Source organism: Streptomyces sp. NPDC088817 (assembly GCF_044750345.1).
GTDB lineage: Bacteria > Actinomycetota > Actinomycetes > Streptomycetales > Streptomycetaceae > Streptomyces.
The window spans coordinates 493,050-516,157 of sequence record NZ_JBIVJN010000002.1 but is presented as its reverse complement, the minus strand read 5'-3'; the positions used below and the strand labels follow the sequence as shown (position 1 = coordinate 516,157).

Genomic DNA, 23,108 nt, shown 5'->3' with positions numbered 1-23,108 from the left:
CCGGGCCGGGCTGCTACAGGAACGCCAGCTTGATCAGCCAGAAGGCGCAGGCCGCCACGAGCGCCGCGGCCGGCATGGTGATGAACCAGCCGAGGACGATGTTCTTCGCCACGCCCCAGCGGACGGCGTTGACCCGCTTTGTCGCGCCCACGCCCATGATCGCCGAGGTGATCACATGGGTCGTGGAGATCGGCGCCTTGAAGAGGTACGCCGTGGCGAACATGATCGACGCGCCGGTGGTCTCGGCGGCGAAACCCTGCGGCGGGTCCAGTTCGATGATCTTGCGGCCCAGGGTGCGCATGATGCGCCAGCCGCCCGCGTAGGTGCCCAGTGACAGCATGAGGGCGGAGACCAGCTTCACCCACACCGGGATCGGGTCTCCGTAGTCCTCGACGTCGGCGATGACCAGGGCCATCACCACGACACCCATGGTCTTCTGGGCGTCCTGGAGGCCGTGTCCGAGCGCCATGCCCGCCGCCGACACCGTCTGCGCTATGCGGAAGCCGCGCTTGGCCTTGTGCGGGTTGGTCCTGCGGAAGAGCCACATGATCGCCGTCATCACCAGGTACCCGACGATCAGGCCGACGATCGGGGACAGGAACATGGGGGTGACGATCTTGTCGAGCACGCCGGACCAGTACACCGTCGTACCGCCCGCGAGGGCCGCGCCCACCATGCCGCCGAACAGCGCGTGCGAGGAGGACGAGGGAAGGCCGAAGTACCAGGTGATCAGGTTCCAGACGATGGCCCCGAGGAGGGCCGAGAAGAGGATGCCCATCCCCTTGCCGCCGGTGGGCGTCTGGATCAGGCCCTCGCTGACGGTCTTGGCGACCCCGCTGCCGAGGAAGGCGCCGAGGAGGTTCATCGCGGCGGCCATGGCCAGCGCGGCGCGCGGGGTGAGCGCCCGGGTCGACACGGAGGTCGCGATGGCGTTGGCGGAGTCGTGGAAGCCGTTGGTGTAGGCGAAGCCGAGAGCGACCAGGACGGTCAGGATCAGAGCGAAGGTGTCCATGGACGCCTCAGGACTCCTTGACCGCGATGGTCTCCACCGTGTTCGCCACGTGCTCGAAGGCGTCCGCGGCCTCCTCCAGCACGTCCACGATCTGCTTGAGCTTCAGCACCTCGATCGCGTCGTACTTGCCGTTGAACAGGTGCGCGAGCAGCTTGCGGTGGATCTGGTCCGCCTGGTTCTCCAGGCGGTTCACCTCGATCCAGTACTCGGTGAGGTTGTCCATGGTCCGCAGGTGCGGCATCGCCTCGGCCGTCAGCTCCGCCGCCCGGGCCAGAACCTCGATCTGCTGCTCGACGCCCTTGGGCAGTTCCTCGACGTTGTAGAGGACGACCAGGTCGACGGCCTCCTCCATGAAGTCCATGATGTCGTCGAGGGACGACGCGAGGGAGTAGATGTCCTCGCGGTCGAAGGGCGTGATGAACGAGGAGTTCAGCTGGTGGAAGATCGCATGTGTGGCGTCGTCACCAGCGTGTTCCGCGGCCCGCATACGCTCTGCGATCTCGGCCCGGGCGGAGGTGTCCGCCCCGAGCAGTTCCATCAGGAGTTTCGAGCCCGTGACGATGTTGTCCGCGGATGCGGCGAACATGTCGTAGAAGCTCGTCTCCCTGGGGGTCAGACGAAAGCGCACGTGTGTTCCTCGGGGTGCTTCGGTTGGGGTCAGGGTGATGGTAAGCGCATCATCCGGCCACGGCTAAGGGGCTGTCCCCCAGTGTCGCCCATGACCTGCCCTGCTCCGCACGGGGGCATGCCAAGGCTGCCGGTACCCGGCGGAATTCGTTACGATATACCCGCCAGGGGTATGTCTCCTCGGTGTGTGCCGAGATTTACGGGAGCGAGGACGCGATGACGACCACCGAGGCCGGCGCGGCGGCGCCCTCCGAGAACGTGAGCGGAATCACCGGGCACGAGCCCGTCACGCACGGTTACCACAAGCAGAAGGACGAGCACCTCAAGCGGCTCCGCCGGATCGAGGGCCAGATCCGCGGACTCCAGCGGATGGTCGACGAGGACGTCTACTGCATCGACATACTCACCCAGGTGTCCGCCTCCACGAAGGCACTGCAGTCCTTCGCCCTGCAGCTGCTGGAGGAACACCTGCGGCACTGCGTCGCCGACGCGGCCCTCAAGGGCGGGTCGGAGATCGACGCGAAGGTGGAGGAGGCCACGAAGGCGATCGGACGGCTGCTGCGCACCTGAGGCTCACCGGCCGGGAGGCCGGCGGATGCCCGGCGCTCTGCGGACCGTGCCGGCCTCGCGCTCCTCGGCCACCCGCAGCACCTCGTCGATGCTCTCCAGGCTGAGCCGCTCCTCGGCCGCCGAGGCCGCGATGATCAGCTCCCCGCACAGCTCTATCTCGGCGAGGGCCACGTGGTCCTGGACCGCCGTACCGCCGAGCGGAGCCACGTGCGTCACCTCTTCTCTGCCGTCTGCCGCTGCCGGCTCCCAGGGTAGGGAGCGGCCCGTGTGCGGCGCATGGCACCAAAGGGCTAGTTCGCCGGTCATTTTCCCGGACCATTCGGGTCCCGGCCCGGCTCACGACTCGGCGATCCGCCCGGTGTAGATGTCCTGCGGCCTTGGAAGCGTCACGGTCACCGGGGTGCCGAAGGCGTACAGCAGGGTCGTGGAGAAGACGGCGACGGTGCTGCCGAGCTGCCCGTTGACGAAGGCGAAGCGCTGCCGGAGCTTGCGGATGCGGCCCTGGTCGTCGAGGTAGGCGTCGAACGGGACCGAGGCCGTGGCGAACCCTTTCGCCGCCGCGTTCAGCGCCGCCTCGTCGGCCGCCGTGGCGTTCTTCGCCGCCAGGACGAGATCGGCCGTGCCCCGGTAGTGCCGCACCGGGACCCCTGCGACCTCCGTCCGGTCCACGTACGTCGCCGTGCGGGTGCCGCGCAGCACCTCGGCGGCGGCGAACGGGTCGGTGGCCCCGCCGGTGACCAGGTTGCCGTCGACGAGCGTGGCCGTGTCCACCCGCACCCACTTGTCGGCCGGCACGCCCGCTCCCCGGTGCTTCATGTACAGCGCGCCCGGAGCGAGGAGCTCGGTGAGCGGCACGTGCTCGGTGGCCCCGGCCGGGTCCTGCGGCAGCACCAGCGTCAGCTGCCCGCGCTGTCCGCGGAAGTCGTAGCCGCCCTCGCCGCGGATCGTCACCCGGGTCCCGCCGGTGGCCATCTCCATCGACGTACGGGTCTGCGCGCTGCCCGCCTCCAGCAGCGCGTCCGGCGCCTGGCGCAGGGCCTGCACCGGATCGGTCGCGGCACGCGCGTCCTCGGCGTCCGCGCCGCCCGAGCATCCGGTGGCGCACGCGCCGGCCAGGACGGCCGCCGCGAGCACCGCGCCGCCCGTCCCCCTCCGCGCGCCGCCCGGCCCCAACCGGGCACGAGCAGGAGGGACACCCAGCCGCCGCCGCACCGCCATCGCCCTGCCAACCCCCAGCTGCTACGTCCGTCACGGGCCCTTGTTGTCCCGTCAACGACGAGTGGGTGGCCCCCGTCACGCACGCACCCGATCCACAGGCGGCCGTAACGTCCCGTTCACCTGGCGTGGCTACGTTTGTCGTCGTGGTGCAGCATGAGGGCCTGAGCCCCGTCCAGGAGGACCGCAGGAACCGGGACGCCGTGGGACACCGCGCGGCGACAGTCGAACAGGGCCGTTTCTGCCTGGCCCGCTGCACCTGCGGCTGGCGCGGGCCGGCCCGCCGGGCCCGCAGCCTGGCCCGCGCGGACGCGCTGGGGCACGAGGGCGGCGCCTGACCGGCACCGGCACGCTCAGCCGAGGCGCAGCGCCGCCGTCAGTTCGTCGAGCAGCTCGCGGTCGCGGAACTGGGTCAGCCGCTTCCGGGCCTCCGCAGGCGGCAGCCACAGAATGCGGTCCACCTCCTTGTTGGGGGTGAAGACGCCCGCCGCGGCCTCGGCGGCCCAGTAGCGGACCTGCTTGGGCCGGCCGCCCGCCATGTAGGTCACGGTGGACAGCTCGGCGCCGGGAACGGCGGTGTAGCCCGTCTCCTCCGCCACCTCGCGGACGGCGCCCGCGAGCGGGTCCTCGCCGCGCTTGAGCTTGCCCTTGGGGTGGGACCAGTCGTCGTACTTCGGCCGGTGGACCAGGCACAGCCGCAGCGTGCCGTCCAGCGGCGAGCGGCGCCACAGCACGCAGCCCGCCGCCAGGACGGGCGTGCCGTTCGGCTCGGGATCGGTCACCGGTGCTCCCCGTCCTGTCAGCCGGCGCCCACGGCCTGCTTCTGCCACGCCTGCTGGAAGGCGAACCTGGCCGCCTCCACCTCATGGCGCTGGTCGGCGTGCAGCACGCCGAGCGCGTACGCCGTCGCCGGGGCGATGCGCGGCGTGCGGGCCGCCGAGGCCGCGGCGGCCGCCGCCTCCGAGGCGTCGCGGTGCCGGTCGAGGGCCTGCCCGGCCGCCGACAGCCGTACGTGCGCGGAGGAGTCGGTCCCGTCGAGGACCTCGCGCGCGTACCGGTGCAGGCGCAGCAGCAGGCGGACCTGGTGCCAGGGGGCGTCCTGCGGGTGCGGGGCCGGGTCCGGGGAGAGGCCGTGGATCAGGGCCTCCGCGTTGTACGGGCTGCCCGCGGTGACGAGCGGGAGGGCGGCGACGGCGTCCGTCAGGCGCTCCCGGGCGGCGGCGGCCAGGGGCGTCAGGTCCATGGCGGCCCCGGGGGCGAGGGGGACGTCGCTGGCGAGGACGGCCACCTTGTCCGCGACGGCGTGGAAGCGCGCCGAGCCCAGCGCCTGGAGGGCGGTCGAGTGCGCCCGGGTCCGGGCCAGGGTGAGCTGGCGCTCCAGCAGGGCGCCCGCCTTCGCCGCGCCCACGGTGAGGTTGCCGCGGTCCGTTCGGCCGCCCGCGGCCTCCTCGGTGGGCTGGGCCGGGAGGACCGCGGTGCCGGAGAGCCGGTGCAGGGCGAGCAGCAGCCGCTCCAGGCAGGCCTGGCAGGCGTGTTCACGGGCCAGGGTGCCGGACAGCCAGGCCAGTTCCGGGCACAGTTCAGCCGACCAGGTCTCGTCGAGCAGGGGGCGGAAGGTGTGCGCGGTGCCGCTGATGCGGCGGGCCGAGCGGCGCAGGGCGCGCGCGGCGTCGACGGACTCCTCCGTGCCGTGCCCCGCGCCGCCGGTCTCGCGGTGCAGGCGCAGCGCACGCAGGAACTCCGTGGCCTGGGCCCGCAGATAGCACGCGAGGGCTTCGGCGGTGGGGGCACCGCCCGGCTCCGGCGCGGTCGGCAGCCCCGGGGGGCTCCCGGCCGTGGAGTCCGTCGGGTCAAGGTGTTGCTGTGCCACGCCGGCGCCTCCGGGCGTCTATGAGCATCTCCTGGATGTTGCGCAGGGGCTGGCCGTCCGAGTCGGTCGCGTACCGGGTCCACTCGCCGTCCGGGCCGAGATGCCAGGAGGAGGTGGTGTCGGACATGCCGGTCTCCAGCAGCCGGTTGAGGGCTGCCCGGTGGGCCGGGTCGGTGACCCGGACCAGGGCCTCGATACGGCGGTCGAGGTTGCGGTGCATCATGTCGGCGCTGCCGATCCACACCTCGGACTCGCCGCCGTTGCCGAAGACGAAGACCCGTGAGTGTTCGAGGAAGCGGCCGAGGATCGAGTGGACGCGGATGTTCTCCGACAGGCCGGGCACGCCAGGGCGCAGGGCGCAGATGCCGCGCACCCACACGTCGACCGGGACGCCGGCCTGGGAGGCACGGTAGAGCGCGTCGACGACCGCCTCGTCGACCATCGAGTTCACCTTGATGCGGATGACGGCGGGGCGTCCGGCGCGGTGGTGCTGGATCTCCTTGTTGATGCGGGAGATCAGCCCGTCGCGCAGGGACTTGGGGGCGACGAGGAGCCGGCGGTAGGTCTCGCGGCGGGAGTAGCCGGAGAGGCGGTTGAACAGGTCGGACAGGTCCGCGCCGACCTGCGGGTCGGCGGTGAGCAGGCCGAGGTCCTCGTAGAGGCGGGCGGTCTTCGGGTGGTAGTTGCCGGTGCCGACGTGGCTGTAGCGCCGCAGGGTGTCGTCGCCCTCCTGGCGCACCACCAGGGACAGCTTGCAGTGGGTCTTCAGGCCGACCAGTCCGTAGACGACGTGGCAGCCGGCCTCCTCCAGCTTGCGCGCCCACTTGATGTTGGCGTGCTCGTCGAAGCGGGCCTTGATCTCGACCAGGACGAGGACCTGCTTGCCGGACTCGGCGGCGTCGATGAGCGCGTCGACTATGGGGGAGTCGCCGGAGGTCCGGTACAGGGTCTGCTTGATCGCGAGGACGTCCGGGTCGGCGGCGGCCTGTTCGAGGAAGGCCTGCACGGAGGTCGAGAAGGAGTCGTAGGGGTGGTGCAGGAGCACGTCCCGGCTGCGCAGGGCGGTGAAGATGTCGGGCGGCGTGGCGGACTCCACCTCCGCCAGGTCCCGGTGGGTGCCGGCGACGAACTTCGGGTACTTCAGCTCGGGCCGGTCGAGGCTGTGGATGCGGAAGAGGCCGGTGAGGTCCAGGGGGCCGGGCAGCGGGTAGACCTCGGCTTCGCTGATCTTCAGCTCGCGCACCAGCAGATCGAGCACCTCGCGGTCGATGGACTCCTCGACCTCCAGGCGCACCGGCGGTCCGAAGCGGCGCCGCATGAGCTCCTTCTCCAGGGCCTGGAGCAGGTTCTCCGCGTCGTCCTCCTCGACCTCGAGGTCCTCGTTGCGGGTGAGCCGGAAGGTGTGGTGCTCCAGCACCTCCATGCCCGGGAACAGCTCCTCCAGATGGGCCGCGATGACGTCCTCCAGGGGGACGTAGCGGCCCGGGGAGCTCTCCAGGAAGCGGGACAGCAGCGGCGGCACCTTGACCCGGGCGAAGTGGCGGTGGCCGGTGACCGGGTTGCGTACGACGACGGCCAGGTTCAGGGACAGGCCGGAGATGTACGGGAAGGGGTGCGCGGGGTCGACCGCCAGGGGGGTCAGCACGGGGAAGATGCGGTGCCTGAACAGCGTGAACAGGCGGGCCTGCTCCTTCTCCGTGAGCTCGCTCCAGCGGACCAGGTGGATGCCCTCCTCCGCGAGCGCGGGGGCGACGTCCTCGTGGTAGCAGGCGGCGTGCCGGGCCATGAGCTCGCGCGAGCGGGCCCAGATCATCTCCAGCACCTCGCGCGGCTGCAGTCCGGAGGCGGACCGGGTGGCCACGCCGGTGGCGATGCGGCGCTTCAGTCCCGCGACCCGGACCATGAAGAACTCGTCCAGGTTGCTGGCGAAGATCGCGAGGAAGTTCGCGCGTTCCAGCAGGGGGGTGTTGGGGTCCTCGGCGAGTTCGAGGACGCGCTCGTTGAAGGCGAGCCAGCTGCGCTCCCGGTCCAGGAAACGGCCCTGCGGCAGCAGCTCCCCCTCGGCCGGCGTCTCCACGTAACCGTCGAGGTCCGCGTCGATGTCCGGTTCCAGGTCGGAGACCGTGGCCGCCACGGTGTGCGGGCGGTGCGCGGCGATGGAGCCCACGGAGGGCTGCGGGTTCTGTGCGGTGGCGGGGCCCGCGAGGCCTCCCACGTGGTCGGCGGGAGCCGGCGGGGTCTGCGCTGCCTGGGTGTCTGGCTGCCTCATGAACCTATTCTTCCGCGCCTGCGGCGGGACAGGCGCGTCGAACGGCACGCGCGGGAGCGCGGCGGCGGTCGCCTCCCGGGGCGGCTCGGGCTCTGGCGCGGCGGGCTTCACCGCCCGAGCGTCGCAAGACCGTCTGAACCGCCGGTTACGGCCACATGACGTGAGGGACACCGGCAGGCGGCCCCGAGGGTCACGTTTCCGTGCGGTACATGAGGTCCGTCTCGTACGTGGTGAAGCCCAGGCGCTCGTAGACCGAGACCGCCGCCTCGTTGTCGGCGTCGACGTACAGCATCGCCGTCGGCAGGCCCTGCGCGGCCAGGTGGCGCAGGCCGATCAGGGTGAGGGCCCTGCCGAGGCCGCCGCCCTGGGCGCCGGGGCGGACACCGAGGACGTACACCTCGCCGAGGCGCTCCTCGCGGTGCGTCTTGGTCCAGTGGAAGCCGGCCAGCCGGCCGTCGCGCTCGGCGAGGAAGAAGCCCTGCGGGTCGAACCACGGCTGCGCCATGCGGTCGTCGAGGTCGCGCTGGGTGAGCGAACCCTGCTCGGGGTGGTGGGCGAACGCCTCCGCGTTCACGGCGAGCCACGCGGCGTCGTCGCGGCCGGGCACGAAGGCCCGTACCGTCACACCCTCCGGCAGTACCGGCTCGGGCAGGTCGAGGTCCGTCAACGGCCGCCGCATCTGCCGCAGTTCGCGGAACAGCGTGAGCCCGAGGACCTGGGCCAGATGGCGCGCGGCGGACTGCCCCCCGTGCGCCCACACCCGCAGCCGCTTGCCGGACGCGGCCAGCAGCGCGGCGCCGAGCGCCCGTCCGTGCCCGTGCCCGCGGTGCTCGGGGTGGACGACCAGCTCGGCGGCGGGCGCCTCCACCGGATCGGTGTCCTCCAGCTGCGCGTAGCCGACGAGTTCGCCGTCGACGGACAGCAGCAGATGGGACACCCCCGCGCGGGCGCCGCCCCGCAGCTGGAGCCGGCCCTGCTCGGACACCGCCTGCCGCTCGTCGACGCGGGCGGCCGCCTCCAGCAGCCCGAGCACGGCCTCGGCCTGCTCCGGGCCGAGCTCGGCGAGGGTCTGCAGGGAACGGGCGGGCGGTGCGGTGTCGTCGCTGGTCATGGATATGAGGGTAAGGGGTTCCCCCGCGGGGTGGCCGGGCCTTCACCGGGCCCGTGCGACCCCGCCTTCGTCCGGCCACGTGACCGTGACCTCACCGGGTCTCGGTGACACCAGGGGTCTCCGGGGGAGGGACGGGCGCCCCCGGCAGCCGTACCGTCGCCACCGTGCCGCCGCCCTCGGCCGGTGTCAGCGTCACCTCGCCGCCCGCCCGCTCGACGGTGCGGGCGACGATGGACAGGCCGAGTCCCGAGCCGGGCAGGGCGCGGGCGCTCGGGGAGCGCCAGAAACGGTCGAAGACATGGGGGAGTTCGTCGGCGGGGATGCCGGGTCCGTGGTCGCGCACGGTGAGGACGCCACGGTCCAGGACGACGTCGATCGTGCCGTCCCTGGGGCTGAACTTCACCGCGTTGTCGAGGATGTTGACGATCGCCCGCTCCAGCGCCGACGGCTCCGCCCGCACGAACCAGGGGTTGAGCGCCGTCTTTATCGTCAGCTCGGGGCCGCGCAGCCGGGCGCGGCCCAGCGCCGCCTCCACGGTGTCCTGCAGGGCGATCACCTGGACGCGTTCGCCCCGCTGCCCGTCCGAGCGCGACAGCTCCTGCAAGTCGCCGATCAGCGAGGCCAGTTCCGTCATCTGCGCCTTGACCGAGGCGAGCAGCGCCTTGCGGTCGGCCTCGGGCAGCGGGCGGCCCGTCTCCTCGCTGCGGGTGAGGAGTTCGATGTTCGTCCGCAGCGAGGTGAGCGGGGTGCGCAGTTCGTGGCCGGCGTCCGCGATGAGCTGCTGCTGGAGGTCCCGGGAGCTGGCCAGCGAGGAGGTCATGGAGTTGAAGGAGCGGGACAGCCGGGCGACCTCGTCCTCGCTGTCGTCCTCCACGGGGATGCGGATCGTCAGGTCCTCGGTGCGCGCCACGTGCTCCACCGCCTCGGTGAGCTTGTCCACGGGGCGCAGCCCGGCGCGGGCCACGGCGAGGCCGGCCGCTCCGGCGCCGACGACTCCCACGCCGGAGACGAACAGGAGCAGCAGGGCGAGTTCGTTGAGGGTGTTCTCGGTGTCCGTCAGGGACACCCCGAGCATGAAGGCGATGCCCGGATACGCGTCGGCGTTGGGGCCCGGGCCCATCGGGACGGCGACGGTGATCACGCGGACGTTGTTGCCCCGGGTGTCGGTGGTGGTGTGGAGGGTGCGCTCGCGGAGATCGGGGTCGCCGGCGACCTCCTTGTCCACGGACGTGACCTTGATGACGCCCGGGGACCGGCTGTCCACGCAGAACTTGCCCTGGACCGTCACCAACTGCACGTAGAGGTAGGAGCGCTGCATGTCGCCCGGCGAGTGGTCCGTGGTCTGCGAGCAGTTGGCCGCCAGGGCCGAGGCCGTGGTGGCGGATACCCTGCCGTAGCTCAGGAGCCGGTTGTCGACGTCGTCGTACAGCTTCCCCTGGACGATGAACCAGCAGGTGAGGGAGACCGCCGCGACCGCGAAGGCCACCGCCGCCGCCACCAGCAGTGCCAGCCGGGAGCGGATCGGCAGCGCACGGAAACGGCGCAGCGCCTTCTTCACTCCGCGCCGCCCTGCCGCAGGACGTATCCCACTCCGCGCACCGTGTGCACGAGGCGGGGTTCGCCGTCGGCCTCGGTCTTGCGGCGCAGGTACATGACGTAGACGTCGAGGGAGTTCGACGAGGGTTCGAAGTCGAAGCCCCAGACCGCCTTGAGGATCTGCTCACGGGTGAGCACCTGGCGCGGGTGGGCCATGAACATCTCCAGCAGGGTGAACTCCGTGCGGGTCAGCTCCACCTGCCGTCCGCCGCGGGTGACCTCGCGGGTGGCGAGGTCCATGCGCAGGTCGCCGAAGGTGAGGGCCTCGTCCTCCTCGGCCGCGCCCGCCACGGCCGACGCGTAGGTGCTGCGGCGCAGCAGGGCCCGGATGCGGGCGAACAGCTCGTCCAGCTCGAAGGGCTTGACCAGGTAGTCGTCCGCCCCGGCGTCCAGGCCGGTGACCCGGTCGCCGACCGTGTCGCGGGCGGTCAGCATCAGGATGGGGGTGGTGTCCCCGGCGCCCCGGATCCGGCGGGCGGCGGTCAGGCCGTCCATCCGGGGCATCTGGATGTCGAGGACGAGCAGGTCGGGACGGTACGAGGCCGCCTTGTCCAGCGCGTCCGCGCCGTCCACGGCGACCTCGGTCTCGTACCCCTCGAAGGCGAGGCTGCGCTGGAGTGCTTCGCGTACCGCCGGCTCGTCGTCGACGATCAGGATGCGCTGGGGATCACGGTCGCCATCGGCGGGACTCATCGGTCGCTGTTCCTCGGTTCGAAGGGGCCGCGGGGGCCGGTCGGCCCCCGGGCTGGACGCTCTCAGCCTCGCATGTTTCGGTGCGGCGGAGGGCGGCGCGCGGGTCGCGCGCCGCGGCTCAGGCGGCGACCGCGGTGATCCGCCGCAGCGGGACCTTGTGCCGGTGGGGGCGGTCGGCGGAGGTGCGCAGGCCCATCAGCTGGGGGACCGCGACGTCCTCGGGGGCGCGGTGCGCCGGGCCGTGCAGTTCCTTCGCGACGTCGCGGGCCAGGGTGACTCCGGCGGCGGCGGTGATGTCGATGGTGTCCGTCGTCTCGTGCACAACCTGCTGGATCATGTCGTACTCCTTGTCGAACGGTCCCGGACGATGTCCGGATCGCCTGCCGGTGCCGCGTCTCAGTTCTGGGAACCGGAGCGCAGGGTGGCCAGGTCGGACTTGACGGTGTTGATCGGGATGGCGAAGCCGAGGCCGACGCTGCCGGCGTTGGACGAGTCCGACGCCTGGCCGGCCGAGTACATCGCCGAGTTGATGCCGACGACGTTGCCGCTCGCGTCGATCAGCGCGCCGCCGGAGTTGCCGGGGTTGAGGGACGCGTCGGTCTGTATCGCCTGGTAGGTGGTGGTGGAGGAGCCGGTGTCGCCGTTGAACTGGTGGCCGCCGAACTGGAAGGGCCAGCCGCCGTCGCCCTGCTGCTGGTTCTCGTCGGTGGGGACCGTCACGTCCCGGTGCAGGGCGGAGACGATGCCGCTGGTGACGGTGCCGGTCAGGCCCTCCGGGGAGCCGATCGCGACGACCTGGTCGCCGACCGCGAGCCCGTCGGAGTCGCCGAGGGCCGCCGGCGTGAGTCCGGAGGCGTTCCGCAGCTTGATCAGGGCGAGGTCCTTGGAGCTGTCGGTGCCCACGACCTGCGCGGTGTACGAGGTGCCGTCGCTGGTGCGCACCTTGATCGAGGAGGCGCCCGCTATGACGTGGTTGTTGGTGACGACCTCGCCCTTGCTGCTGACGACCACGCCGGAGCCGGTGGAGGTGCCGTTGTCGAGGGTGGCGTTGACCTCGACGACGCTGGGGGTGACCGCCTTGGCGATCGCGGAGATGCTGCCGCGCTGGCTGGAGGGCACCACGTTGGTGGTGGTGCTGGAGGAGGTGACCGTGTGCGTGCCGGTCAGTTCCTGGAAGGCGAAGGCGGTACCGCCGCCCACGACGGCCGAGGCGATCGCCACCGCGGCGAGCAGGGCGAGCGGGCCCCTGGCGCGCCTGCGGGAGCCGGAGGCGTGCGCGGGTCCCGCCGGGTGGGCCGGGAAGGCGGCGGTGCCGCCGTCCGCGCCGCCCTGCCCGCCGTCGGCGTCCGGTCCGGCCGCGAAGGGCCGGCCCGGGGGGTACGGCGGCGGGGGCGGCCACTCCGGATTCACCGGGGCGGAGGCCCCTCGCGGGTCCGCCGGCTGCACGGAGTCGGCAGCCGGGGCCTGCCCGTCACCCTGGGGGTGTTCGTACTCGCCGCTGCGGCGGATGCTCTCGCTCATGACATTGAGAGTGTCCCGGGATCATGAGAGCTTCCTGAGTCCCCGCTGAGAAGCCCGACAGAACCTCGTATGCCCGATATAAGGGCGTTCCCCGGCGGGTTCCCGAAGGGTGCGGAGAGCGGCTAGGCGCAGCCGCAGGACGTGCGTACCACCAGTCGTGACGGGAACTGCTTCAGCCGCTCCCGGCGCGAGCCGGCGACCCGCAGCCCGTCGTCGAGGACCAGGTCCACGGCCGCCCGGGCCATCGCCGACCGGTCCGAGGCGACCGTCGTCAGCGGCGGATCCGTCAGCGCCGCCTCCTTGATGTCGTCGAAACCGGCGACCGCGAGTTCGCCGGGGACGTCGATGCGCAGCTCGCGCGCGGCCCGCAGCAGACCGATCGCCTGGTCGTCGGTGGAGCAGAAGACCGCCGGGGGACGGTTCGGGCCCGAGAGGATCTCCAGGCTGATCCGGTACGCGTCGTAGCGGTTGTACGGCGCCTCGAACAGGCGGCCCTCCGTCGGGAGGCCGGCCTCCGCCATGGCGCGCCGCCAGCCCTCGACGTGGTCGGACACGGGGTCGCCCACGGCAGGCGTGTCGGCGGTGCCGCCCACACAGGCGACGTACTCGTGACCGTGCTCCAGCAGATGCCGCACGGCGAGCTGGGCGCCGCCCAGGTCGTCGGTCACCACGGCCACGTCGTCGATGGCCTCGGGCCGCTCGTGCAGCAGTACGATCCGGGCGTCCCAGGCGTCGATCTCGGCGGCGGCGAGGTCGTTCAGCGCGTGGCTGACCAGGATCAGGCCGGAGACGCGCATCCCGAGGAACGCCCGCAGATAGTGGACCTCGCGCTCGGCGACGTAGTCGGAGTTGCCGACGAGGACCATCTTCCCGCGCTCGGCGGCGGCCCACTCCACGGCGTGCGCCATCTCCCCGAAGAAGGGCTGGCGGGCGTCCGGGACGATCAGGCCTATGAGGTCGGTGCGCCGCGAGGCCATGGCCTGGGCGACCCGGTCGGGCCGGTACCCCAGCTCCTTGATCGCGGCGAGGACTCGCTCGCGGGTGGCCGGGGCGACCGGCCGGGGTCCGTTGTTGATCACATAGCTGACGACGGCAGTGGACGTCCCTGCCAGCCGCGCCACGTCATCCCGAGTCACCTTGGCCACGGCGCGGAGTCTACGCGGATGGACCCCCTCCCGGGCAGGGCTTACGGGAGCGTGGGCGGGTATGCGACACGCCTCGTGGGAGCGCTTCTCACCCCTGTGCGCGGGCCTGCCTCGCCGTGGTGTCCTGATTCTCCTTCTTTGGCCGGGCGGTTCCGGCCTTCTTCTCGTCCGTGGCGTCCCCGGCGCGGTCGCCCTTCTCGGGAGTAACGAATCGGTAACCGACATTGCGGACCGTCCCGATCAGCGATTCGTGCTCGGGTCCGAACTTGGCCCGCAACCGCCGCACGTGCACGTCGACGGTCCGGGTGCCGCCGAAGTAGTCGTAGCCCCAGACCTCCTGGAGGAGCTGCGCCCGGGTGAAGACGCGGCCCGGGTGCTGCGCGAGGTACTTCAGCAGCTCGAACTCCTTGAAGGTGAGGTCGAGGACCCGGCCCTTGAGCCGGGCGCTGTAGGTCGCCTCGTCCACGGACAGGTCGCCGCTGCGGATCTCCATCGGGGAGTCGTCGTCGACGATCTGCCGGCGGCCCACGGCCAGCCTGATGCGGGCCTCCACCTCGGCGGGACCGGCGGTGTCCAGGAGCACGTCGTCGATGCCCCAGTCGGCGGTCACGGCCGCGAGGCCGCCCTCGGTCACCACGAGGATCAGCGGGCTGCCGAGGCCCGTGGAGCGCAGCAGCCGGCACAGACCGCGCACCTGCGGCAGATCGCGCCGCCCGTCGACCAGGACGACGTCGGCGCCCGGGGTGTCCACGAGCGCCGGCCCCTCCGCCGGAGCCACCCGCACGTTGTGCAGCAGCAGGCCGAGAGCGGGGAGCACTTCGGCCGACGGCTGGAGGGCGTTGGTCAGCAGCAGCAGTGAACTCATCGCGCGCCTCCCCTCGGTTCCCGGCCGTGGTCGAGCAGGGGGAACCCCCGTGCCTGGGCCGTCGTACGTGTGTGCACCGTTCGGTCGTCCATGGCTCTGGTTCCTCCTCGGATCCCTGCCCGCCGCGCGATCGACCGGGCCGTGCACCCGCGGTCTCCCGCGCCGTGCGCCACGCCTGCCGAAAGCACAAAAGGACCCGGGGGCTGCGCTGCCCGAGTCCTCTTCGCAGCAGAATAGCCGATATGAGGTCGGGATCGGCAGGTCGTGTGGTGCGTTCGACGGGTGTTCCGGAGGGCGGGGCACCGCCGGGGACGGGCGCCGAAGGCGTGGTCAGGACATTTCTGCGCACGGCGGACGGGGTCGCGCTCGACGCCCTGTACGAGCCGGGCGCGGCCGCGTACGACGGCCCGGGCCGCGGGTACGCCGGCCTCGTGTTCGTGGTCGCACACGGCTTCACCGGCGACCTGGACCGGCCACACGTGCGCAGGGTGGCGCGAGCCCTGGCCCGGCACGGCGCCGTGGTCACCTTCTCCTTCCGCGGCCACGGGGCCTCCGGCGGCCGCTCCACCGTCGGCGACCGCGAGGTGCTGGACCTGGCGGCGGCGGTGGCCTGGGCGCGCGGGTTCGGGCACGCGCGCGTGGCGACCGTCGGCTTCTCCATGGGCGGCTCGGTGGTCCTGCGGCACGCGGCCCTGCACGGCGGCCCCGAGGGCGCCGCACCGGACGAGGGGCGCCCGGACACCCGTACGGACGCCGTGGTCTCCGTCAGCGCGCCCGCGCGCTGGTACTACCGGGGCACGGCACCCATGCGCCGGCTGCACTGGCTGGTCACGCGCCCCGCGGGCCGCCTGCTCGGCCGCTACGGGCTGCGCACCCGGATCCACCACCGCGACTGGGACCCCGTCCCGCTGCCGCCGTTCCGGGCGGCCGCGCGCATCGCGCCCACCCCGCTGCTGATCGTGCACGGCGACCGGGACGGCTACTTCCCCCTCGACCACCCCCGGATGCTGGCCGCGGCCGCCGGTGACCACGGGGAACTGTGGCTGGAGCACGGCATGGGCCACGCCGAGAACGCCGCCGCCGACGAACTCCTGGACCGCATCGCGCGCTGGACGGTCGCACAGGCGGGCTAGCCTGACCCTGTTCATGGACGAATGATCGAGGGACGGGATGGCAGAGGTCACGGTGCGCTACTGGGCGGCGGCGAAGGCCGCGGCCGGTGTCGCCGAGGAGCCGTACGAGGCGGAGACGCTCGCCGAGGTGCTGGACGCGGTGCGCGGGCGGCACCCCGGTGAGCTGGACCGCGTGCTGCGGCGTTGCTCGTTCCTCATCGACGGCGACCCGGTGGGGAAGCGCGCGCACGAGACGGTACGGCTGACCGAGGGCGGCACGGTCGAGGTGCTCCCCCCGTTCGCAGGAGGGTGAGCGAATGACCGACCGGCCGTATGAGGGGTCCCCAGGGTCTCCCTACGACAACCCCCACAGCGGGTACGACCCGTACGCGGGACAGCCCGCGGCACACCAGCCGTACCCGCCCGCCGCACGGCAGCCCCACCCGGCCGCTCAGCCGCAGGCGTGGCCCGAGCATCCGCAGGCGCACGAGGACCCGCGGGTCGCCGACCAGTACACGCAGCAGTGGCAGGGCGAGACCTGGGACACCCAGACGCACACCCGGCCACCGGTGGCCCCGGCAGCGGCGGAGACCGCGTACCTGCCCCCGGTGGGCCACCAGGGACCGGTCGCGGCCCACGGGGTCCAGGGCGGCGGGGTCCAGGGCGCGCAGGCGCCCGCCTACGCGCCGCAGCCGCACCCGCAGCCGCAGGCACCGGCCGCGTCCGCCGCCGCGCAGACGGCGTACCTGCCCCCGGTCGGGCAGCACGCCCCGCAGCCGCAGGCTCCCGCCCCGGCCGCCGCCGATCCCGCCGGGGGCGACGGGCCCGGCTACGGGCCCGCCACCGTCGCCGGCAACGCCCGGATCACCGACGCGCAGCGGGCCCGCGCCGAGGGACGCTCACCGATCATCGAACCGGGGATGCAGCCGGCCGCGCTCACGGCGCTGCTGGGGCTGCTGCTCGCCGGTGCGGCGGAGGTCGGCGTCTACGGGCTGCTCCTGCCGCTGGTCGTGCTCCAGGGCGTGACGGCCGCGGGCTGGTTCCGGCTGAACGGCATGTGGCCCGCCCGGCAGGGCATCGCCCTCGGCTTCCTGGGCGCGCTCGCCGCCGACGCGGCGGTGCTCGCCGCGGGCCGCGAGCACGCGCCCGGCGCGATCCTGGGCACGCTCGGGGTGTGGGTGCTGCTCTCCCTCGTCCTCCAGCTGCGCTCCCACGCCGACCCGGACGAGCGGATGTACGGCCTGATGGCGACCGTCGCCGCGGCGGCGCTCGCGATCGTGGCCACCGGCTACCTGGCCGCCCCGGCGGACGCGGTCGCGGTCGGCGCGGTGGCGGTCGCGGTGGCCGTCCTGGCACGGGCGCTGCCGCTGCCCACGCCGGCCTCGGTGGTCGTCGCGCTGCTCGCGGCGGCGGGCGCGGGCGTCGCGGTCGGCGGTATGACGGACCTGGGTGCCAAGGGCGCGCTGCTCGGCGCGGGCGCCGCGGTGTGCGCGCTGATCGGGCACCGCGCGGCGAGCTACGACTACCCCTCGCGCTTCGTGCACTTCACGGCCGGCGTCGCCTTGCCGCTGTCGGCCGCGGCACCGGTGGTGTGGGTGCTGGGACGCGCGCTGGGATGACCGCACCCCGGACCGGGCCCGCTTCCGCAGTTGTTCGACAATGCCCGGCCCGGTCCCCGGGGAGGTTTACGCTCGCGCGTGACGGCCATCAGGTCGTGGAGGACCGCCGAGGGGGGAACCGGTTGCGAGCGCTGAGAGTACTCCTGATCGTCGTCGTGGTCCTGGGCGTGCTGTTCGTGGTGGTCGACCGGGTCGCGGTGCACTTCGCGGAGGAGCAGGCGGCCGACCGGCTCAGGACCACGGAGAGCCTGGCGAGCACCCCGGACGTGTCCATCAAGGGCTTCCCGTTCCTCACCCAGGTGGCCGGCGGCGAGTTCGACGACGTCCGGGTCGGCATCAAGGACTACGAGGCGGCCACGGGGAACGGCGGCCAGCGGATCCGTATCGCCGACATCGAGGCCGACATGCGGGGCGTGCGGTTCTCCGGCGACTACAGCTCGGCCACCGCGGCCACCGCCACCGGCACCGCGACCATCGGCTACGACGAGTTGCTGAAGGCCGCGAAGTCCGAGCCGACGCCCGTCCTTCCCGGCGTCACCGCCCATGTGGTCGGCCTGTCCGACGGCGGTGGAGGCAAGGTCAAGGTCGGCCTGGAGGTCGAGGCCAAGGCGCTGGGCATCAAGCAGAGCTTCTCCGTGCTCAGCTCGGTCACCGTGCGGGGCAAGAAGGTGGAGGTGAGCGCCGACGACCTGCCGGTGGTGGGCGGTCTGCGGCTCCCCGAGAGCCGGATCCGGGCGATCACCGACTTCCAGCAGGCGATCGAACGGCTGCCCGGCGAGGTCCGGCTGGACTCCGTACGGGCGGCGAAGGACGGCGTCGAGATCACGGTGAAGGGTTCGGACGTCAGGCTGGCCGGGTAGGCAGCACGCGGGGAACGACGAGGTGTCCGAGGAGCGAGACGCCTCCGTCCGCAGCGCAGATGCGCCGCGCGGTCGAGAACGGACACGAGCGCACGGAAGGCCGCGGGAGGATCCCCCGAACGCTCTCCCGTTCCCACATCCCGGACGATCGCGTCTCAGCATCCGACACGCCGGTGACATGTCCGCCTTTCCCTCCCTACGATCGACACCATGCAGCGACAGGCGGATCTCACGAAGCGGCGGGCAGTGGACCTGTGCCGTGTTGCCGCCATGCTCTGTCGCACTTCCTGAGCGGGAGCCCTCTCCCGTATCCCCCGCCCCGCGACGACCCGGGGCACACCCGCGCGCCGTGTACGCCGGCATCGAACGCGTACCCGCGCGCCCCTTCGCACTCGCACGCCCCGCCGTACCTGCCCCGGAGGAGATTGAGCATGAGCCGCAGCGACGTCCTGGTCGACGCCGACTGGGTCCAGGACCACCTGGACGACCCGAGCATCGCCATCGTCGAGGTGGACGAGGACACGTCCGCGTACGACAAGAACCACATCAAGAACGCCATCCGGATCGACTGGACCAAGGACCTCCAGGACCCGGTCCGCCGCGACTTCATCGACCAGGCCGGCTTCGAGAAGCTGCTGTCGGAGAAGGGCATCGCCAACGACCACACGGTGATCCTCTACGGCGGCAACAACAACTGGTTCGCCTCGTACGCCTACTGGTACTTCAAGCTGTACGGCCACCAGGACGTCAAGCTCCTCGACGGCGGCCGCAAGAAGTGGGAGCTGGACGCCCGCGAGCTGGTCGACGGCACCGAGGTGCCGGAGCGCCCGGCGACCGCGTACCAGGCCAAGCCGCAGGACGCCTCCATCCGCGCCTTCCGTGACGAGGTCGTGGCCGCGATCGGCAAGCTGAACATCGTCGACGTCCGGTCGCCCGACGAGTTCTCCGGCAAGCTGCTCGCCCCGGCCCACCTGCCGCAGGAGCAGTCGCAGCGCCCCGGCCACGTGCCGACCTCGCGGAACATCCCGTGGTCCAAGAACGCCAACGACGACGGCACCTTCAAGTCGGACGAGGACCTCAAGGCCCTCTACGAGGCCGAGCAGGTCGACCTGGCGAAGGACACCATCGCCCTGTGCCGCATCGGTGAGCGCTCGGCGCTGACCTGGTTCGTGCTGCACGAGCTGCTCGGTGTGCAGAACGTCAAGAACTACGACGGCTCCTGGACCGAGTACGGCTCCCTGGTCGGCGTACCGATCGAGCTCGGCGCCGGCAAGTAAGCACGACGGCTCAGACCGTTTCGACCTCATCGAACCTCTGGAGAAGCACATGTGTGGAGCGAAGGCCGGCGGCCCGGACGCCTCGACGATCAAGCCCGGTGAGACGACCATCCAGGGTCAGGTGACCCGCGACGGCGAGCCGGTGAAGGGCTACGTCCGTCTGCTGGACTCGACCGGCGAGTTCACCGCGGAGGTCCCCACCTCCGCCACGGGCCAGTTCCGGTTCTACGCGGCCGAGGGCACGTGGACCGTCCGCGCCCTCGTCCCCGGCGCCAGCGCCGACCGCACGGTCGTCGCCCAGCAGGGCGGCCTCGCGGAGGTCGCGATCGCCGTCTGAGCGGTCTGCCCGGACGGTCCTGAGCGGGTGGTCCGGGCACGGTACGGCCGAAGGGCCGCGCCCCACGGGTTGGACACCCGGGGCGTGGCCCTTCCGGCGTTCCCGCCCCCGCACGGCGGGCCCGCGCGGACCTACCCTGGAGGTATGTACGCACGACGTCGGCATGTGTACTTCGCCATGATGGGGGTCTGTGTCGGGCTGTTCGTCCTGGCGTGGGGCCTCGTGCGCATCTGGTCGGTCCCCGCGGCCGTCGGCATGTGCCTGGTCGCCATGGTGATCCCGCCGGTCGCCGCGATGGTCGCCAACCGGCGCGGACCCGAGGACCGCTGGTGGGACGACCCGTCCGGCGACCCCAAGTCCGACGAGTGGTGGGACGAGCTGGACGGCAAGAAGCGGCGCTAGCCGACTGCTCGGCCGTCGTTCTCAGTAGACGAGCGCCTGCGTCCCGTCGGTCAGGGCCTCCTGCACGAAGACCTGCGCGCCCGCGATCCGCACGCCCTCGATGACGTCCTTCTCCGTGATGTCCCGGCGGGCCGCGCACTGGGTGCACAGGGTGAGACGGCCGGCCGCGAGGATCGACTCGATCAGGTCGGGCAGCGGAGCTGCGTGCGGCAGCTCGAACTCGGCGGCCCGGCCCGGCAGCGCGAACCAGGAGGACTCCCCGGTCAGCCACAGGGACACCTCCACCCCGCTGGCCGCGGCCACCGCCGCCACCGTGAAGGCCTGAGAGCACCGCTCGGGAGCGTCCGCCCCCGCGGTCACCTTGATCACCAGCTTCTTCGCCATGTCCGAATCGTAAACAACTCCCTTGCAACCACGGACGTCCTCCGTAAGTCTCCCGGGAAGCGCGCATACGGAAGGCGCGCTTCCCGTTCTGGGGGGAACGTCTTGGAAGTACCCGAAAGATCCGAACCGACAACCGCAGTACCCGGGGGGCAGGAACCGCCCGGGGTGCAGGAACCGCCAGAGGTACAGGAAGCACCCGAGGCGCCGCAATCACTCGTAACACAGGATGCGCCGAACGCGCCCGAGGAGCCGGTGGTCGCACCCCGCGCCCGCCGGCGCGGCCGTACCGCACTGCTCGTCGCCACCGCGGCCGTCCTCGGCGCCGTGGCCGGCACCTGCACCGGCTATCTGATCCAGGCCGATCGTGAACCCACCCGGCTGCCCTCCCTCTCGCAGCCCGAACTCGCGCGGGCGAAGGGCCCGGCTCCGGAACCCCTTTCGGCCGCCCGGGACCGTCGCGTACGGACCGACGGCGACCTGCGCAAGCTGCTGCTCCCGCGGCCGGGCGGGGCGCGGGACGTCCCGTTCGCGCCGGGCCACGACGGCTGGATGAGCCTCGCCGAGTACGCGGGCAGCTACAAGAAGCCGGACCTGGCCTTCCAGGACCAGATCGAGAGCGAGTTCCGCCGCGCCGCGGTCACCTCGTGGCGGACCACCGACGCGCACTACGTCGAGATCCACCTCGTGCAGTACCACCAGGAGGAGGACGTGGCCGCCATCGGGCACACGGGCAACGAGGTGTACTGGGCCGAGCGCGACTCCGGCAACCGCGGCTGGCCCGTTCCCGGCACGGGTGACGGCATGGCGTACGTGGGCAGCGCGCCCGACCGGAAGCCGGGCTACCTTCCCCTGTACTCGGCCGAGGCACACGCCTGGCGCGGCGACATCGGGATGGACATCTACGTCTACGACACCAAGCCCGTGTCCAAGAAGGAGATCATGAGTCTGGCCGAACGGCAGGTGGGGCGGCTGTGAGCGAGGACCCGAGCACGGAGACGGCCGTCACGCCCTCCCGGCGGGGCCGCCGCGCGGGGCTGGTCGCCGGATGCGTCGTGCTGCTCGCCGCGCTCGCCGGCGGCATCGGCTTCACCGTGGTCACCGTCCGCGGCGCCGACCGTGACCCCGGCGAACCTGTCTGGCGCCTGCCCCACGCGGTGGCGGAAGGCGAGCAGCCCGGGGACACCGGCCTGAAGGCGATGCTGCTGCCCTACGGCACGAACGGATACGGGCGCGGCCCGGACCTCGGCGAGTACGGTGCCGACGCCGAACTGAGCGGCACGCAGGCCGTCGCACTGCGCAAGGAGTCGCTGCGGAACCTGCCGCGTTCCCAGCGGCGGCTGCTGGAGAAGCAGATCGACAAGCAGCACATCACGGGCATGGCGATGCGCAGCTACCTCAGTGTCGAGGACCCGGGCCGCATCGGTACGGAGACCGACGGCGCCTTCGCCGTCGAGATCGTGCTGTCCCGGATGGAGAACCGGGGGACCGTGCGCTCCATCGCGGTCGTCCAGCAGGAGTTCCTCGCCGCGATGAAGATCTTCCGGGCGGGACCCGGGATCGAGGGTCACCGCAACGCCCGCTGCTTCCTGCCGCCCGCGGACTTCGGGGGGAAGACGGACTTCGTGATCTGCTCCGCGTACGAGGGCGACGTCCTGGTCAGCGCCAGCGCGTACGGGGTCGAGCCGCTGGACAAGAAGGGCGTGGCCCGGTTGCTCCGCGACCAGCTCGACCGCATCAAGGACCCGGGGAAGGCCGTATGACCGAGCAGCAGGCACCCGTGACCGCCGCACCACCGATGCCGGACGTGCCGCCGGCCGCCGTCGTCCTCCCGGAGCCCGAGCCCCGGAGAGACCGGCGGGTACTGCGGGCGGTACTGCGCTGGACCGCGGCCGCCGTCGTGTTCGCGGTGGCCGGGGCGGGGACGGCGTACGGCATCACCGGCATGGACCGCACGGACCTGCCTGGACTCGCCACCTCCTCGGACGGGCGCTGGGACTACCCGCGGATCGTCGGACCGCCGCTGCCGTCCGGCAGCCCCGCCCCGTTCGCCGCGTCCAACAAGGCCTGGGCGCACCACGCCGACCTGCGGGCCCTCGTGCTGCCCGCGCCCGCGGGCGCCCGCGAGGACAAGGCCCTGCGCGGTACGGACGGCTGGCTGGAGACGAAGGACTTCCTCGCGGAGTACGCGCGGCAGAGCGACCGGAAGAAGTTCGGGCAGCAGCTGACCGACCACGGTCTGCGGCACATCGCCGCCCGCGGCTGGACCATGCGGGACGGCACGCACACACGGATCTACCTGCTCCAGTTCAACAGTGCCGCGGTCGTGGACCACCTGGTCGGCAGCGGTACGGGGATCACCGCGTACGACGGTCCGGCCCACCGGGTGCGCGGAGCCGAGGTTTCCGTTTTCGACGAGGACTTCCCGGCCCGGGCCGAGGTCGACGACATCGGGTACTCCGTCTATGCCGAGGCCAAGCCGTACGGCGCCGAACAGGTGCGCCAGGCGTACCTGTCGGCGGGCGACACCCTCGCGGTCGTCCTCCAGACCCGCAAGGGCACCGCGCCGGCCGTGCCCTTCCAGCAGACGGTGATCCTGCAGAGCGAACTGCTCGCCTGACGAGGT

The 23,108-nt window shown here is 72.3% G+C and carries 28 protein-coding genes; 13 read left to right on the top strand and 15 right to left on the bottom strand.

Annotated elements, in window-relative coordinates:
* Positions 1-13 precede the first annotated feature (13 nt).
* Both ACIP4X_RS06100 and ACIP4X_RS06095 read right to left on the bottom strand, forming a co-directional pair.
* The gene (locus ACIP4X_RS06100) at positions 14-1,012 is read right to left on the bottom strand and encodes an inorganic phosphate transporter (RefSeq protein ID WP_358730680.1); all 999 of its coding nucleotides are present in this window, start codon (positions 1,010-1,012) and stop codon (positions 14-16) included.
* Positions 1,013-1,019: 7 nt separating this feature from the next.
* Positions 1,020-1,640: a DUF47 domain-containing protein gene (locus ACIP4X_RS06095; protein WP_031154207.1), complete on the bottom strand. Its 621-nt coding sequence runs from the start codon at positions 1,638-1,640 to the stop codon at positions 1,020-1,022.
* A 215-nt stretch (positions 1,641-1,855) separates the two neighbouring features.
* On the opposite strand from ACIP4X_RS06095, the gene ACIP4X_RS06090 reads away from it, so the two are divergent.
* Positions 1,856-2,209 carry a metal-sensitive transcriptional regulator gene (locus tag ACIP4X_RS06090; RefSeq protein WP_358730682.1) on the top strand — a complete coding sequence of 118 codons (354 nt, stop codon included), beginning with the start codon at positions 1,856-1,858 and terminating at the stop codon, positions 2,207-2,209.
* Between the two features lie 3 nt (positions 2,210-2,212).
* On the opposite strand, the gene ACIP4X_RS06085 is transcribed toward ACIP4X_RS06090, so the two are convergent.
* Positions 2,213-2,425 (bottom strand): hypothetical protein, encoded by a 213-nt coding sequence (locus ACIP4X_RS06085; RefSeq protein WP_358730684.1) that lies wholly within the window; start codon positions 2,423-2,425, stop codon positions 2,213-2,215.
* A gap of 120 nt (positions 2,426-2,545) precedes the next feature.
* Positions 2,546-3,343 (bottom strand): hypothetical protein, encoded by a 798-nt coding sequence (locus ACIP4X_RS06080; protein ID WP_358730685.1) that lies wholly within the window; start codon positions 3,341-3,343, stop codon positions 2,546-2,548.
* Positions 3,344-3,570: 227 nt separating this feature from the next.
* On the opposite strand from ACIP4X_RS06080, the gene ACIP4X_RS06075 reads away from it, so the two are divergent.
* Positions 3,571-3,762: a hypothetical protein gene (locus ACIP4X_RS06075; RefSeq protein WP_358731020.1), complete on the top strand. Its 192-nt coding sequence runs from the start codon at positions 3,571-3,573 to the stop codon at positions 3,760-3,762.
* A gap of 15 nt (positions 3,763-3,777) precedes the next feature.
* On the opposite strand, the gene ACIP4X_RS06070 is transcribed toward ACIP4X_RS06075, so the two are convergent.
* The 10 genes from ACIP4X_RS06070 to ACIP4X_RS06025 form a co-directional block, all read right to left on the bottom strand.
* Positions 3,778-4,206: an NUDIX domain-containing protein gene (locus ACIP4X_RS06070; protein ID WP_391454387.1), complete on the bottom strand. Its 429-nt coding sequence runs from the start codon at positions 4,204-4,206 to the stop codon at positions 3,778-3,780.
* Between the two features lie 17 nt (positions 4,207-4,223).
* Positions 4,224-5,294: a CHAD domain-containing protein gene (locus ACIP4X_RS06065; RefSeq protein ID WP_358730689.1), complete on the bottom strand. Its 1,071-nt coding sequence runs from the start codon at positions 5,292-5,294 to the stop codon at positions 4,224-4,226.
* Positions 5,275-7,674 (bottom strand): RNA degradosome polyphosphate kinase, encoded by a 2,400-nt coding sequence (locus ACIP4X_RS06060; RefSeq protein ID WP_391454384.1) that lies wholly within the window; start codon positions 7,672-7,674, stop codon positions 5,275-5,277. The genes ACIP4X_RS06065 and ACIP4X_RS06060 overlap by 20 nt, the downstream gene beginning before the upstream one ends.
* A gap of 79 nt (positions 7,675-7,753) precedes the next feature.
* Positions 7,754-8,674, bottom strand: a complete 921-nt coding sequence (gene mshD, locus ACIP4X_RS06055) for a mycothiol synthase (RefSeq protein ID WP_391454382.1) — start codon at positions 8,672-8,674, stop codon at positions 7,754-7,756.
* 91 nt (positions 8,675-8,765) lie between these two features.
* The gene (locus ACIP4X_RS06050; RefSeq protein WP_358730694.1) at positions 8,766-10,232 is read right to left on the bottom strand and encodes a HAMP domain-containing sensor histidine kinase; all 1,467 of its coding nucleotides are present in this window, start codon (positions 10,230-10,232) and stop codon (positions 8,766-8,768) included.
* Positions 10,229-10,963 (bottom strand): response regulator transcription factor, encoded by a 735-nt coding sequence (locus tag ACIP4X_RS06045; protein WP_358730696.1) that lies wholly within the window; start codon positions 10,961-10,963, stop codon positions 10,229-10,231. The genes ACIP4X_RS06050 and ACIP4X_RS06045 overlap by 4 nt, the downstream gene beginning before the upstream one ends.
* Positions 10,964-11,081: 118 nt before the next feature.
* Positions 11,082-11,300, bottom strand: a complete 219-nt coding sequence (locus tag ACIP4X_RS06040) for a hypothetical protein (protein ID WP_358730698.1) — start codon at positions 11,298-11,300, stop codon at positions 11,082-11,084.
* A gap of 59 nt (positions 11,301-11,359) precedes the next feature.
* Complete coding sequence (locus tag ACIP4X_RS06035; protein ID WP_358730700.1) at positions 11,360-12,484, bottom strand: trypsin-like peptidase domain-containing protein; 1,125 nt, start codon at positions 12,482-12,484, stop codon at positions 11,360-11,362.
* Positions 12,485-12,606: 122 nt separating this feature from the next.
* Complete coding sequence (locus ACIP4X_RS06030; RefSeq protein ID WP_358730702.1) at positions 12,607-13,629, bottom strand: LacI family DNA-binding transcriptional regulator; 1,023 nt, start codon at positions 13,627-13,629, stop codon at positions 12,607-12,609.
* An 88-nt stretch (positions 13,630-13,717) separates the two neighbouring features.
* Entirely contained in the window at positions 13,718-14,494 is a 777-nt protein-coding gene (locus tag ACIP4X_RS06025) for a response regulator transcription factor (protein WP_358730704.1), read from the bottom strand.
* A 242-nt stretch (positions 14,495-14,736) separates the two neighbouring features.
* On the opposite strand from ACIP4X_RS06025, the gene ACIP4X_RS06020 reads away from it, so the two are divergent.
* From ACIP4X_RS06020 to ACIP4X_RS05985, 8 genes are all read left to right on the top strand, one after another.
* Complete coding sequence (locus ACIP4X_RS06020; RefSeq protein ID WP_391454376.1) at positions 14,737-15,627, top strand: alpha/beta fold hydrolase; 891 nt, start codon at positions 14,737-14,739, stop codon at positions 15,625-15,627.
* A 37-nt stretch (positions 15,628-15,664) separates the two neighbouring features.
* On the top strand, positions 15,665-15,919 hold the full coding sequence (locus ACIP4X_RS06015; RefSeq protein WP_358730707.1) for a MoaD/ThiS family protein: 255 nt from the start codon (positions 15,665-15,667) through the stop codon (positions 15,917-15,919).
* Between the two features lie 4 nt (positions 15,920-15,923).
* Entirely contained in the window at positions 15,924-17,225 is a 1,302-nt protein-coding gene (locus ACIP4X_RS06010) for a hypothetical protein (protein WP_401346861.1), read from the top strand.
* 122 nt (positions 17,226-17,347) lie between these two features.
* Positions 17,348-18,085, top strand: a complete 738-nt coding sequence (locus ACIP4X_RS06005; protein ID WP_391454372.1) for an LmeA family phospholipid-binding protein — start codon at positions 17,348-17,350, stop codon at positions 18,083-18,085.
* A gap of 210 nt (positions 18,086-18,295) precedes the next feature.
* Positions 18,296-18,376 (top strand): putative leader peptide, encoded by an 81-nt coding sequence (locus ACIP4X_RS06000; protein ID WP_355139345.1) that lies wholly within the window; start codon positions 18,296-18,298, stop codon positions 18,374-18,376.
* 140 nt (positions 18,377-18,516) lie between these two features.
* On the top strand, positions 18,517-19,362 hold the full coding sequence (locus tag ACIP4X_RS05995) for a sulfurtransferase (protein WP_358730713.1): 846 nt from the start codon (positions 18,517-18,519) through the stop codon (positions 19,360-19,362).
* A gap of 49 nt (positions 19,363-19,411) precedes the next feature.
* Positions 19,412-19,699 carry a DUF1416 domain-containing protein gene (locus ACIP4X_RS05990; RefSeq protein ID WP_358730715.1) on the top strand — a complete coding sequence of 96 codons (288 nt, stop codon included), beginning with the start codon at positions 19,412-19,414 and terminating at the stop codon, positions 19,697-19,699.
* A gap of 144 nt (positions 19,700-19,843) precedes the next feature.
* Positions 19,844-20,101: a DUF3099 domain-containing protein gene (locus ACIP4X_RS05985; RefSeq protein WP_358730717.1), complete on the top strand. Its 258-nt coding sequence runs from the start codon at positions 19,844-19,846 to the stop codon at positions 20,099-20,101.
* A 21-nt stretch (positions 20,102-20,122) separates the two neighbouring features.
* On the opposite strand, the gene ACIP4X_RS05980 is transcribed toward ACIP4X_RS05985, so the two are convergent.
* Positions 20,123-20,485, bottom strand: a complete 363-nt coding sequence (locus ACIP4X_RS05980; RefSeq protein ID WP_358730719.1) for a DsrE family protein — start codon at positions 20,483-20,485, stop codon at positions 20,123-20,125.
* A 252-nt stretch (positions 20,486-20,737) separates the two neighbouring features.
* On the opposite strand from ACIP4X_RS05980, the gene ACIP4X_RS05975 reads away from it, so the two are divergent.
* The 3 genes from ACIP4X_RS05975 to ACIP4X_RS05965 are packed head-to-tail and all read left to right on the top strand — an operon-like array spanning position 20,738 to position 23,102.
* A complete protein-coding gene (locus ACIP4X_RS05975) occupies positions 20,738-21,460 on the top strand; it encodes a hypothetical protein (RefSeq protein ID WP_391454368.1) in 723 nt (240 codons plus the stop codon).
* Positions 21,457-22,245, top strand: a complete 789-nt coding sequence (locus tag ACIP4X_RS05970; RefSeq protein WP_401346857.1) for a hypothetical protein — start codon at positions 21,457-21,459, stop codon at positions 22,243-22,245. The genes ACIP4X_RS05975 and ACIP4X_RS05970 overlap by 4 nt, the downstream gene beginning before the upstream one ends.
* Complete coding sequence (locus ACIP4X_RS05965) at positions 22,242-23,102, top strand: hypothetical protein (RefSeq protein WP_401346854.1); 861 nt, start codon at positions 22,242-22,244, stop codon at positions 23,100-23,102. The genes ACIP4X_RS05970 and ACIP4X_RS05965 overlap by 4 nt, the downstream gene beginning before the upstream one ends.
* The last annotated feature ends 6 nt before the right edge of the window (positions 23,103-23,108 follow it).